General features: G+C 53.0%; 13 protein-coding genes. 2 read left to right on the forward strand and 11 right to left on the reverse strand.

The annotated features are described in order from the left end of the window. Positions 1-2: 2 nt before the first annotated feature. Positions 3-1,139 (reverse strand): Ger(x)C family spore germination protein, encoded by a 1,137-nt coding sequence (locus MKX70_RS02900; RefSeq protein WP_042232289.1) that lies wholly within the window; start codon positions 1,137-1,139, stop codon positions 3-5. A gap of 14 nt (positions 1,140-1,153) precedes the next feature. Further along, a complete protein-coding gene (locus tag MKX70_RS02905) occupies positions 1,154-2,701 on the reverse strand; it encodes a spore germination protein (RefSeq protein ID WP_197073028.1) in 1,548 nt (515 codons plus the stop codon). A 281-nt stretch (positions 2,702-2,982) separates the two neighbouring features. Here MKX70_RS02905 and MKX70_RS02910 point away from each other — a divergent pair, with 281 nt between their 5' ends. After that, positions 2,983-3,369 carry an MGMT family protein gene (locus MKX70_RS02910; protein WP_081956354.1) on the forward strand — a complete coding sequence of 129 codons (387 nt, stop codon included), beginning with the start codon at positions 2,983-2,985 and terminating at the stop codon, positions 3,367-3,369. On the opposite strand, the gene MKX70_RS02915 is transcribed toward MKX70_RS02910, so the two are convergent. The 8 genes from MKX70_RS02915 to MKX70_RS02950 all read right to left on the reverse strand — a co-directional run bounded on the left by MKX70_RS02915 (position 3,345) and on the right by MKX70_RS02950 (position 10,388). Beyond that, positions 3,345-4,046: a DUF1361 domain-containing protein gene (locus tag MKX70_RS02915; RefSeq protein WP_042232287.1), complete on the reverse strand. Its 702-nt coding sequence runs from the start codon at positions 4,044-4,046 to the stop codon at positions 3,345-3,347. The two genes, MKX70_RS02910 and MKX70_RS02915, sit on opposite strands and share 25 nt — an antisense overlap. Positions 4,047-4,262: 216 nt before the next feature. Further along, complete coding sequence (locus MKX70_RS02920; protein ID WP_042232285.1) at positions 4,263-6,041, reverse strand: SulP family inorganic anion transporter; 1,779 nt, start codon at positions 6,039-6,041, stop codon at positions 4,263-4,265. Positions 6,042-6,149: 108 nt separating this feature from the next. Next, positions 6,150-6,476: an ArsR/SmtB family transcription factor gene (locus tag MKX70_RS02925; RefSeq protein ID WP_039306638.1), complete on the reverse strand. Its 327-nt coding sequence runs from the start codon at positions 6,474-6,476 to the stop codon at positions 6,150-6,152. A 111-nt stretch (positions 6,477-6,587) separates the two neighbouring features. Further along, positions 6,588-6,965: a hypothetical protein gene (locus MKX70_RS02930; protein ID WP_042232283.1), complete on the reverse strand. Its 378-nt coding sequence runs from the start codon at positions 6,963-6,965 to the stop codon at positions 6,588-6,590. A 64-nt stretch (positions 6,966-7,029) separates the two neighbouring features. Next, the gene (locus MKX70_RS02935) at positions 7,030-8,658 is read right to left on the reverse strand and encodes a phospholipase D-like domain-containing protein (RefSeq protein ID WP_052415942.1); all 1,629 of its coding nucleotides are present in this window, start codon (positions 8,656-8,658) and stop codon (positions 7,030-7,032) included. A gap of 271 nt (positions 8,659-8,929) precedes the next feature. Continuing rightward, on the reverse strand, positions 8,930-9,226 hold the full coding sequence (locus MKX70_RS02940; protein WP_042232281.1) for a putative quinol monooxygenase: 297 nt from the start codon (positions 9,224-9,226) through the stop codon (positions 8,930-8,932). Positions 9,227-9,284: 58 nt separating this feature from the next. Then, positions 9,285-9,920 carry a nitroreductase family protein gene (locus MKX70_RS02945; RefSeq protein ID WP_042232279.1) on the reverse strand — a complete coding sequence of 212 codons (636 nt, stop codon included), beginning with the start codon at positions 9,918-9,920 and terminating at the stop codon, positions 9,285-9,287. A gap of 39 nt (positions 9,921-9,959) precedes the next feature. Next, entirely contained in the window at positions 9,960-10,388 is a 429-nt protein-coding gene (locus MKX70_RS02950) for a MarR family winged helix-turn-helix transcriptional regulator (protein WP_042133283.1), read from the reverse strand. A 108-nt stretch (positions 10,389-10,496) separates the two neighbouring features. Between MKX70_RS02950 and MKX70_RS02955 the strand changes: the two genes are divergently transcribed. Continuing rightward, positions 10,497-11,276, forward strand: coding sequence for a carbon-nitrogen family hydrolase (locus MKX70_RS02955; RefSeq protein ID WP_340839534.1), 780 nt, complete (start codon positions 10,497-10,499; stop codon positions 11,274-11,276). 513 nt (positions 11,277-11,789) lie between these two features. On the opposite strand, the gene MKX70_RS02960 is transcribed toward MKX70_RS02955, so the two are convergent. Then, positions 11,790-12,686: a lipoate--protein ligase family protein gene (locus MKX70_RS02960; protein ID WP_340781119.1), complete on the reverse strand. Its 897-nt coding sequence runs from the start codon at positions 12,684-12,686 to the stop codon at positions 11,790-11,792. Positions 12,687-12,859 lie beyond the last annotated feature (173 nt).

Consider the following 12,859-nt stretch of genomic DNA (forward strand, 5'->3'; position numbering starts at 1 on the left):
GGCTAATCCCCCCGCTTGATGGCCCGCTTGGTTTTGGCACTGCTCTCTATGGTAACTTTTGAACGGACTGTCACATCCACCTGGACGAACTCTTCCGGCCATTGCCCCTTAATCTCAGCCCATAATTTGGGATGATACGCATGTATCACTTCACCAAAGCCAAAGATATCGGCCCCGTACTCCTGCTGCACCTTGTGGATTACAGCGAGGATATTCGTCTGAAGCTGCTCACTAGCCCTCGCTTCAATATCCTGGGTCGTCTCATCCTTCTGGAAGCCTTCATGTGTCATCACTTCATCCAGCCCCACTTGGGTATCTGTATGAATTTGCATCAGCACCTTACCCTCGACGATTCTAGGCTTCAGCTTGGTCCGGCTTCCTAAGATCTCCAGAGAGTACGAAGGGATTCCGTCTTTATTACCCACCTCCAGCACTCCTCCTTGTATCTTATTCTTTACAAACAGTGCGCTCTTCGTCTCATCACCGTTCAGACTTCCTACCATTCTATCCTTCTTGAATATGGCGGTGCCGTCCACGCGTTCGGTCTTCTTCCCGTTCTCATCATGAATGCTGATAATGGGAGCTATGGCGCTTTTGCCCACTGTCTCTAACTTATCAATGAAATCCCATATTTCTACAACGGGTGCTGAGCCGACATGCTTCTCGTCCCGCATCATCTGGGCCAATTCAAACGACAGCACGGTCTGCGTCGCTTTATTCAAATCCAGCACCTCATGTGCTGTTTTCTCGCCCGAGACAAATATGAATACATCTGACCGGGTTTCCGTATCTCTGCTGTACCAGTCCAACGCTTTAATTAGGCCGTCTCGGGCAATCTCTTTACTGACGATAATGCTCTTCGAATGGCTCCAGAATAGCTTCTTGCCAGTCAAGGAAATCATATTGCGGACAATTTCGAACATGGTATCACCGCTGAGACTTAACATCCTGAATCCGGACTGATTCCTGTCCTTTCCGCCAGTGGTATCAACTATCTCTGCTGTAAGCTGCAGCTTCCCGTCCTCCTTGTTCTTGTCAATCGCTACTCCAGCTACAATGGCCATATCATCAACCTCAGTATAATTCCAGCACCCGGTGATGCTCAGCAGCAGCAGCAGCGAGATCTGAACAGACAGCATTCTGCGCAAAATCCTCATGACCGCTTTGCCGGCTTCTTGGATGGCTGCCGCCTCATATTGCGCGCTCCAATCATTGCGGGACGCAGGTACATATCCCACCATGGCGCCCGAATGGCTGTATCCTTAATATCCTGCGGACGGATGGAGCCTACTCCGAGCATGTAGGGAACCCCGAAGGAGCGCATGCTCATCAGGTGAATCACCAGGCCGAGCAGGCCGAAGTAATATCCGTATATCCCCAGGAAAAAGGTCACCAGAAGCAGTCCCAGCCTGACAATAATTAGCGGTCCGGTCAGCCGCGGATTGAGCAGTGTCGTGATTCCCGTTAATCCCACGACAATAACCATCGGTGCACTGACAATTCGCGCATCAACAGCAGCCTGACCCAGAACCAGTGCTCCTACGATACTGACAGCCTGGCCAATGGAGGTTGGAATACGGGCTCCCGCTTCCCGCAGTACCTCGAAGATTGTAAGCATAATTATCGCCTCAACTATCGTAGGGAAAGGCACTGACATCCTGGCATTGGCAATGCTTAACAGCAGCTGCGTCGGAACCATCTCCTGAGCATAGGTAACCAGTGCAACATACCCGGCGGGTATGCTGACCGACATGAAGGCTCCAAGTACTCTAAGCAGCCGGTTAAAGGAGGCAAAATAATAATTAATATAATAATCCTCGCTGGCCTGAAAATTCTCCACAAACACATACGGCAGTGTTAATACAAAGGAAGTCCCCTCAATGAGAAGAGCAATTCTTCCCTCCATAATCTTGCCAACTACAGAGTCCGGCCGTTCAGTACTGCCGATCAGCTCGAAGGGTGAATAGGGTTCGTCGCGGATAAGCTCGGCAAGATAGCCTGTATCCAATAAATGGTCAATCTCCACACGCTCCAGACGTGTATAGAGCTCCTTAAGAATGTCGGGGGAGGCCAAACTTTCCATGTAGCAGATGCAGGTCTGTGTCTTGCTGCGTGTTCCGATATTGGTGAAGACAAATTTCAAATCAGAGTTCTGCACTCTGCGGCGGATAAGGGTAAGATTAACGAGCAGCGATTCGGTAAAGCCTTCTCTGGGACCTCGCACCGCTTTTTCCGTCTCAGGCTCTGCTATTGAGCGTGTCTCCCACCCTTGGGCATTGATATTGAGCGCCCCGGCATAGCCGTCTAAGAGAAATACGGTCTTCCCGCTCACTACTGCACCGACCAGTTCTTCCAGCTCCGTAGAGACCATAATGTCACTGATATTGATAACTTCCATACGGATTTTCTCCATCAGCTCGGCAGGATTTCCACTCTCTTTCTCTGAGAATTCATAGTTCATCACCGGCTTAGTAATCCCATTCTGAATAAGATCCCGGTCAATCATTCCCTCCACGTAGATTAAACCGCAGCGGACCGGTACGCCGTGTTTATTCTCAATGACCCGGACCCTCAGGGTGCCGTCGTTGTTAAATATCCTCCGGAACAGCGCTATCGTATCATCCAGCGAAGGACTCAGCGGCTGGTAAGAAGATATTTTGCCGGCAGATTCATTATTCATTGCAGCATCCTTACTCTTCACAGCAGTCACCCCTGTCGCATTTCTATTGCTCTGATTATCCCCCGTCTCTCTAACTCCTATTCGCCATAATTATGCTGTAGAGGAAGAACTCAGGCTTAGGCAACGAACAGCAAAAAGCCCCTGTCTGTGCAGACAGAGGCTTGGCAGGGCAGGACCGGGAGAACTATTATCAGGCTATCGCAACTGCTCCATCCCGGCAGATGCTCTATGCAGCGCTTTATGTTATGGTTGTCCTAAGTACATACAGCGGATAGTTCTATTACAGACAAAGGAGCCTGTACATGACACCATTCACCAAAAGAGTGATCACCATTATTCAGTCCATTCCGGAAGGAGCCGTCATGACCTACGGTGGAATCGCCCGCGCGGCCGGAAGTCCCCGGGGAGCCAGGCAGGTAGTGCGCATTCTGCACTCCATGAGCAGGAAGTATAAGCTGCCGTGGCATAGGGTCATCAATTCCAAAGGAATGATCTCGCTTACCGAAGACGAATCCGGCTCACTGCAGCAGCTGTATCTGCTGGGTGAAGGGATTGTTATTGACGAGCGAGGAGTGATTGACCTTGCACGTTATCAGTATCACCCAGGACCCGGGCTGGAACTGGAACTAGATCCGGAGCAAGATTCCAACCTTTACGCTGAAGATCATCTTCTGCCGCCCTTCGAATAAGCTTTGCCGCTCCCGCTGGCAAGACCGTTCAGCAGACAATATAGCGTAGCATAAATCACCAGCAGCACAAAGGCTACGAACAAGCTGAAGAATACAGACTGCTGGTTCAGACTGGTGATCACCAGCTGATACAGCTGATGGCGGTCTGTCAGCACATCCCAGCTGTTCAAGCGGTAGACTCTGCCCAGTAGAACGCCATAACCGCCCATTACGCAGGCAAACAGCACGAAGATCCAGGACAGCACCCCATTGGTCTTGCGGTAGATCACATGCTGGAACTGGTACAGGGAGAAGAATCCGGTCAGCCAGCCGCTCCAGGTGAACAAGAGCAGGGTGGTCAGATCGTACCAGTACCGGTTCTGGATCGTCCCGCCGACGATGTATTTGCTTTTGCGGATGGTTAAATGCACGAGGTCAGTCATAATATAGGGCGCATTCGGGAAAAAGAGCATCCAGGCTATACCGAGCGGCAGAATCAGCAGCCCCCCGATCTTCCGCTTATCCAGCTCATGCGCGGCCATGGAGAAGAAGAACGGCACCCAAGCCAGAAACAGATTCCAGAGCAGAAAAGCATAGAACGTATCCGTCCGCAGCGAAACTACGCGATATACGGCAAGTGTCGCTGCCGTCATTCCAACCAGTAGTATAAATACCTTCGAATAATTCAGTTCCTTCATGAGAGGATAATCTCCTTACCTTGTTATATAGTTCAGCTATGTACACACTTCAATTGTCTTTTCACTCTTCTAATTGTACAAATATGGAACCGCTTAGTCCAACATTGTATGCGGCAGCTATACAAACAGCCCGGACGCGTAAATGTCCGGGCTGGAGCTGTTGCTATTGATGTTATTAATGTTAAGTCTGTATCAGCAGGAAACGGGTTCCGTTATCTACACCCCGCCGCTCAGCTTCCTGGCGACAGCCGGAGTACGCCCTTTGAAGGCTGCGCTGCGCGGGTAGGCCTCATCAAGCCCTGAGAATGCACTGCATTCTCTGAAGGCAGCATGCTTGCAGCCCAGGCAACGGCTGTAATCAATGCTTCCCAGCGCTTCATTGATCGCTTCCCCTGTATGATCATAGAACTGGGCAGCCCCGATTCTGTCATACAGACCTGTCTTCTTCAGCAGATCCAGCGGCTGGCTCTGGATACCGGAGATCATCAGTCTTCCGCCATCCGCGTGCAGCTGCTTCACCAGACCGGCCAGATTGGCTTCACCGGTGGTGTCCATTAGCGGCACCTTCCCCATGCGAAGCAGAATGACCTTCGGCTGATCCGGCCCAAGTCCCGGCATGGTACTGTCGAAGCGGTAGGCGGCTCCGAAGAACAGCGGTCCTTCGACATTATAGATTCCGATCTGCGGACAATCGTGGCTGTCCGTCACCATATGTGCCTCAACCTTCACGGAGGAAGGGTCCGGCAGCACTTTGGAGACCATGTGTACTTCTCCCATACGCTTCACGAAGAGTATCACCGCAAGCACCAGCCCCACCTCTACCGCCAGCGTCAGATCCGCAAACACAGTCAGCAGGAAGGTAATGAACAGCACCAGTGAATCCCCCGTCTTCAGCTTAAGCAGGTGAAGGAATTCCTTACGTTCACTCATGTTCCAGGCCACGACCATCAGGATCGGGGCCATCGCGGCCAGCGGAATGCTGGAAGCATAGGGTGCGAATAACAGCAGAATCAGAAACACAACAACGCCGTGAATGATACCGGAGAGCGGCGAAGCCGCACCGCTGCGGATATTGGTGGCCGTTCTGGCGATCGCTCCGGTCGCTGGTATTCCGCCGAACAACGGCGCAGCAATGTTGGCGATCCCTTGGCCGACCAGCTCGCGGTTGCTGTCATGGCGGCTGCCTGACATGCCATCGGCGACTACTGCGGACAGCAGCGACTCAATGGCGCCCAGCATCGCAATGATGAAGGCCGGGCGGATAAGCAGTCTGATCTTCTCCCAGGTAATGACAGGGAAATGAAAGCTCGGCAGTGTATTGGGGATATCCCCGTAAGCTGAACCGATCGTAGTCACCTTGCCGCTGAAGAATAGAGCAGCAATAATCGTAGCGCACAATAGCCCGATCAGAGAACCGGGCACCTTCGGCGCGAAGCGCATCCCCAGCACTACGACAGCCAGACAAATCGCTGCTGTCAGGATACTGTACAGATTGATTGTCGAGATATGGGCGCCGATCTCTTTCATATTGTCCAGGAAGCTCTCATGCCGCTCCATATCCCTAAGACCCAGAAAGTTGGCAATCTGCCCGCTGAAGATAATAACGGCAATTCCTGCCGTGAACCCGATTGTCACCGGCTTCGGAATGAACTTGATCAGCACCCCGAGCCGCAGAACGCCCATCACCACGAGAATGACCCCAGCCATCATTCCGGCAATCAGCAGATTCTCGTATCCATACTGCATGGCAATAGCGAATAAAATAGGAATAAACGCACCCGTAGGCCCGCCAATCTGAAACTTTGTACCGCCGAATAAGGAAATGAGAATACCGGCTACTATGGTCGTATAAATTCCGTACTCCGGTTTGACACCGGAGGCAATAGCAAATGCCATCCCCAAGGGGATGGCAATCACGCCGACAATCGTCCCTGAAATAATATCCTTACGCAGAGAAGCAATATTATAGCCTTTAAAACGGCCCCACCCTGTCATCATTTAACCTTCTTTTCTTTGAATATCTGATTATTTGAATATAAGACTCACATTACTCCTGCCTGCCGTTCTTGTCAACGGGGTAATCAGCCCCCCGGGAAGCCGGGGTCATTCGCTGCGGATGCCTTCAAGCAGGGAGATGGTGTTTACAAGATGATTGTCGAATATTTGTTTGGCTACAGCCAGAAGGTCTTTGATGAGAGGATCTCTGAGGGCATAAATTACGGTGGTTCCTTCCTTGACACTGGCCACTACGTTCTTGGCACGGAGTACGGCCAACTGCTGGGATACGGCAGAGCCTTCCGAGCCGAGGATCGCCTGCAGCTCATTCACATTCTTCTCGCCTTCACTGAGCAGCTCCAGAATGCGAATCCGCATCGGATGAGCCAGCGCCTTGAAGAATTCCGTCTTAAATTGTTGAATATCGCTGTTCATGGGACTTCTGCTCCTCTTGCTATACTTTCTAATGTATATTATCTTAGCTCATTTAGCTGAAGGTGGCTATGCCGGACAGGAAATAGTTAGTCCGGTATCCGCCCCGCAGGCTCAAAGATTGACAGGGTACAGCATGAGCTCCCCGGTTCTGATCTCCACGAATCCGCCCAGCGCCATCGGTTCACCCAGGCAATCGAACATGATTACATCGCGGCCAAGCCGCAGATACCCGGTGCCGTCCTCCTCAATATTCTCCAGTATACCCGTCAATATGACAACCTTCCCGTCCATACGTATCTCAAAGCGGCCTCCGTGCGCCGGCACAATATCCACCCAGCGCATGAACAGCGAGGGCAGCTCAAATTCAGCCTCGCAGGCCTCCCCGGCAGCCACAGCGGCACCGCGCCAGGTTCCTCTGCCCTCGCCGAATTCGGACGCGAAGAGTACCTCATCCTTCTTCAGGCTTGTCCCAAGTATGTTAATGTTCATCCTCTTTAGCTCCATCTTCATATGTTATACCGCTCATTATACATGACATGGACCAGCAGGCATATCAGGTGTAATTATGCGTCGCCTTGTTCAGATACGTGCTGGGATGCAGCCAGGGGTACTTGAAGAATTCGTGCTTGTCGCTGATTTTACGGGATACCCCAAGATCATAATCTATCATCCGTTTCACCTTGTCTGCGAACGGCTCACTCTTAACCAGCATTCCCATTTCAAAATCGTGGCAGGCACTTCGTTCGTTGATATTATAGGAGCCGTGAAATACAGCCCGCGCTCTGTGGTCATAAGTGATTTTCCAGTGGGAGAAGCGTTCTGTAAAGCTGTAGTCATAGAAGGACACCCCATTGCAGAAAGGAATGTACATATTGCTGCGCACAGCTGCCTTGTTCGTAGGATGATCATTGACCTCAAGCGAATTGCATATCGAGATATGGCAGGAACACTCCGGTCCAACTTCACCGAGCCGGTCCCAGAAATCTTGGTCGATTAGGTAAGGATTCACAATAATTGTCTCTTCGGCGGCATACGTAAGCAAATCCAGATAATACTGCTGAATTAGATTCACCGGATTTCCGGGAAAACTTAGAAAGAGCGTGCATTCTTCCCCGCCGAATTCATAGTTTCCTGCAGGGTGGTAGAACGGCGCTTCCACCTCAAAGTGATCTCCTCCAAGCAGAAGCCACCTGGCGTGAAAAGCCTCATTCAGCGGCCGGGCAGCCTCCCCTTGAATCCGGAAACAGCCGTCATGCCACTCCTCTTCCCTGGAGGGAATCCCAAGCGGTCGTCCGTCTATCTGTTCAGTTGCCGATTCCTGGATAGGCGTCGCAAAAGTATATTGGTCACCGATATTCAGACTGCCTATAACGGAGGTTATCCCGTCAATGACCATAAATTTACGGTGGTCGATCACATTCAGCCCGGTAATTATCACATCCTCCTGTACCTTGTCCTGCAGAAAGAGGATACTTTCAGGGACGCCCTGAGACTTCAGTTCCTCACGCTTCACTGCCCATTCCGCAGCAGCGTAGCAGGAATGAAATGTATCTTTCAGCCGGGCTCCTGCCTGCTCAAGAACTTCTGCAATCTCAGAGAAACTTCCTACTTCAAGATTACTTCCGTATCCCATGGCGGTGACGGTGTAATTCACCAGCATCCGGACTTCTACTCCCCGCTGAAGCGCATAAAGCAGCTCCGAAGCGATCAGATTTCCCGAATGGTCATTGAAGAACAGCATCACGGACAGATGGATATAGCGCTGTGCATTGCGAATCTCTTCCAGCAGCATCTCCAGGCACTGCGGCCCGTTCACATAAGGATCTACCCGGTTATGCCGGGTAGTCTGCGGCGCCAGCGCTCTAAGCTTGCCGGAATCGAGGCCGGACACGGCTGATGCGAGCTGTTCAAGCAGCTCCGGGCTGAATCCGGGAAGCTCCTCCAGCTGCCGGACATCGGTGATCACACCCCCATGCTGTGCCTGCCGGTAAGCGCGGACAACCGCACTGTCCAGAATAGGCTCAATAATAGAATCGGCGGCGTCCGTGTTCTTAGCGATAGTTCTTAATGAGCCGCCGGATATCCGGTAATTCACGTAATCCGCGAGATCCTGCCGAAGCCGTTCATCCCACTGCGCTGCAGGTAATTGCGGCAGTTGCTTGTTCCTATGTATATTTCCCATTCGATCCCCTCATCCCTTTCATCCCCCACTCTCTTCAGGTCCTGCCTGCGCGTTACAGCGCGTGTAAGGGTAAGCTTAGTTACCCGGCACGCCTGTTTTATAAACGTTCTGCTTCTTAGCAATGTTTTCTTCCAAATCCTGCTGCGGATGCAAAATGGGAAACCCCGGCAGCCGTTAGGACTGCCGGGGTTTCCCAGGGGGGATATTAGCTAGCTTAGGAGAGCTACAGAACTATAGCCCGGAGGGCATGCTCCCCCTCTTCAAGCCGGAATTATTTGCTCAATTCTTCAGCGTTATACAGCTTAACATCGAGCGGTGCAGTCAGGAATTCTCCTGCTTTGGCGGCGAAGCCGGTGAAGTGCGGGCTTGTATTATGGGCGGCTACAGCCGCCTGGTCACGCCAGATCTCGACCATAATGTAGGTATTTCCGCCAGCTGTATGCTTATACAATTCATAAGAGATGTTGCCTTCTTCTTCGTGGGTTGCGGCAACCAGGGTCTTCGCGACTTCAAGGAACTCCTGCTCCCGTGCGGGATTTACCTGAAGCAATGCATGGGTAATAATCATCTAGTATTCCTCCTAAGTTTCTTGAATATTAGCTTACACGGCCAGCACTATCCAATGTTTATTTCCACTGGGCAACGGTGTTAACCGGTAGACGGACGGATGCATAGCCTTCTTCAACCGCTTTCCCGACCGAAATCAGCATAACTGGAATATAACGTTCTTTGTCCATATCAAACAATTCCGCAATCTGATCCTTCTCGAAGCCGCCGATCGCGTTCGTGTCATAGCCGTGGGCGCGGGCTGCCAGCATCAATTGCATCGAGACCAGACCCGCATCAATCATTACCGTTTCTCTGTTCACGTCCGCAGGCAGCTTCGCGAAGTGGGCACCCAGGGCAGCCAGCTGTCTTTCTTTTACCTCAGCAGGCATCAGCCCGCGTTCTACCGCAGTCCCGTAGATTTCTTCAGCATAATCGAAGTTGTTCAGATCACCGAATACGGCAATCATTGCTGCGGAGGTTTCTACCTGAAGCTGATTGAATTTGGCAATGGTGGCCAGCTTGGCTTTGGCTTCCGGGCTTTCGATGATAAGGAAACGCCAAGGCTGCATATTCACGGAGGAAGGGGCCAGAGTCGCTTCAGTAAGGATTTCTGTCATTTCCTCTTTGCTGATTTTGACGGAGGTATCGTATTTGCGGATTGAGCGGCGTCCTGTAATAATGCTTGTGAAATCATTGTTTCTGGTTGCGTTCATGAATAATTAACTCCTTTATGGTTTGATTATAGGTGACGGCTACAGTAGATTAATATTATATTGCAGCCGGGTAAGCATCTCTGCGAGTACGGTACGTTCCTGTTCATTGAACCCGGTAAGCAGTTCGCTGATGAAGCGGGTCTTCTCTTCCCGGTAGGAATTAATATGTTCCCGGCCGTGATCGGTCAGGGAGACGAGGGTGACCCTGTTATCGGCAGGATTATTCCGGCGGGCAATCATTCCGCTGTCTTCAAGTCCTCTCAAGTGGCGGGTGACCGCTGCGGCATCGATATCGAGTGTCTTTTGCAGCGAAATCTGGCTGATCTCGGAGACTCGAAACAATTCCTGGAGAAGGCGGAACCGGGTGGGTGTAATGCCAGCACAGCGCTCGAATTTCGGGCTGATTCCCTTATGCAGCGCCTGCAGCAGCTCAAAGATCGTATCTTCATCGGGCAGATGTTCTGTCAAAATTAACCCCCTTACGCAAATATATTGTGCAAAATCTTTTTGACAAAGATTACTTTACACCGAAATCATTGACCCGTCAACTAATTAAAAAACAGAGGAGACCGCCTTATGAAAATAGCCCTGATTCAGCTCGATATAGCATTCGGCAATCCGGAGGTGAATTATGCTGCGGCAGAACGAAAAATTCGCGAAGCCGCCGCCGGCAACGCGGACTGCATAATCCTTCCCGAATTGTGGACGACCGGCTACGATCTGACCCGGCTGGATGAGATCGCTGATCACGGGGGCCAGGCTGCCGGGGCACTGATTTCCAGTCTAGCCCTGGAATATGGGATTAATATCATCGCCGGCTCAGTCGCCGTGAGACAGGATACCGGAGTCACCAATAGCATGTTCGTCTTTGACCGTACCGGAGCACTCGCCGGGCAGTACAGCAAGCTGCATCTGTTCAAGCTGATGGATGAGCATCTCTACCTCCAGCCCGGCTCTGCCAAAGGACTGTTCAAGCTGGACGGCACCTTATGCGCCGGATTAATCTGCTATGACATCCGTTTTCCGGAATGGGTCCGTGTTCATATGTCAGAGGGCGCAGAAGTGCTATTCGTCAGTGCAGAATGGCCGCTGCCCCGCTTATCCCACTGGCGGGCGCTGCTGATCAGCCGGGCTATTGAGAACCAGTGCTACGTGGTGGCCTGCAACCGCTCCGGTTCTGATCCGGCCAACATTTTTGGCGGCCATTCCATGATTATTGACCCTTGGGGAGAGATTGTGAGCGAGGCTTCCGGCAGCGAAGAGATTCTCAGCGGCGAGATCAACCTCGCCAGGGTGCAGGAAGTGCGCGGGCACATCCCGGTCTTCTCCGACCGGCGGCCGGAGCTGTATCTGTAGGGCGGGTAAGACGCCCTCTCCCGGGATTCAGGGGCACTTCTGCCCCTCATTTCAGCCAAATGACCACTTCCATCGGATTCAGGGGCACTTCTGCCCCTCATTTCAGCCAAGTGACTGCTTCCCTCGGATTCAGGGGCACTTCTGCCCCTCATTTCCGCCAAGTGACTGCTTCCCTCGGATTCAGGGGCACTTCTGCCCCTCATTTCCGCCAAGTGACTGCTTCCCTCGGATTCAGGGGCACTTCTGCCCCTCATTTCCGACAAGTGACCACTTCCCTCGGATTCAGGGGCACTTCTGCCCCTCATTTCCGCCAAATACCCTCCCACCAACCAACTTAAAGGGATTTCCCCCTCCTCCTCCCCAAGCAGCAAAAAGCGCAGGCGAATTTAGCTCGCCTGCACTCGTCTGCATTTGCCTGCACCCTTCTCGTGTGCACCTGTCTGCACTCTTCAATGGCCGCCCGCTCGCCGCTCTCCACGCTCCCAAGGACTCCCGTTACATTGCCTACTTGCTTCAGCGCGCGTATCGCTCCCGCAGCACATGCGCCGCCTGCAGTACCCGCGGATCGCCGTACTGAAGGCTGTAGCCGGTCTCCTGCTGCAGGCGATCCGCAGGCTTCAGCAGCGTGCCCCGGCGGGCAACCGCCTGCCGGATGCCTGCGGTGAAGACTGCGGCCGAATCCGGGCCGCCAAGCTCCCCGAGCGCGGCGATCGTCTCCGGCTGCACGCGGGGATATTCCAGCGATTCGTCCCCGTCCGCTGCCTGTGCATAGAAGCTGCGGATGAGTTCTCCGCGCGCTTGCCCGGAGCCGGACACGACAACAAACGCGTGGACGAAGTACGCATTGCTCTGTCTCCGCTGGGCAATGCCGCAGAACTTGCGGCCGCCGATAGCCAGGTCGAAGTCACCGGGGCAATACGACCCGGTGACTTCTTCGGCACGGATCAGAGCCGCCGCCTGCGGATGGCTCACAGCTACGGCTTCGGCAATCAGCGAAGCCAGCAGCCGGAAATCATCGTGAAAGTCCAGCTTGCCCGGACGTTTGGGCAGCAGCAGGGACACGCTCACGATCCCAGCATCCAGCGGCACCGCAGCGCCGCCTGAATGCCGGACCGCCGTGCGAATTCCCTGCGCCTCAAGCGCCTGCATCGCCGCTCCTGCACGGGGCAGCCTGCTGTCCCGCAGCCCCAGCGCCACACCGCCCGGGTGGCTCCAAAGATGCAGTACCGGCGGAACCTGTCCGGCTCCGACATCCCGGCACAGCATTTCCTCGAAGGCAAACGGAACCAGCATTTCCTGCCCGGATTCCGTTTCCTCCGTTTCCCCGCTCAAATGCGTGAAGAGCACCATCTCTTCAGGCAGCCTGCCCGCCACTCCATTTTCCAGCACATTATAAGGTTCACTTCTCATTCGGATTGCCTGCGAGTCCCACTGACTACCTCTTTCCCGGATACGGCAGGCCGGACACCGCCCTGATCCCGCAAGTTACGCTGCGTATTCCGCTGTGTTGTAATTACACTTTCTTAATTAATCCTATTGTAACCGATCTGCGTCCTGGCCGCGAAGCCCCCGTAATATAGACT

Source organism: Paenibacillus sp. FSL R7-0312, from assembly GCF_038004445.1.
Classification (GTDB): Bacteria; Bacillota; Bacilli; order Paenibacillales; family Paenibacillaceae; genus Paenibacillus_AQ.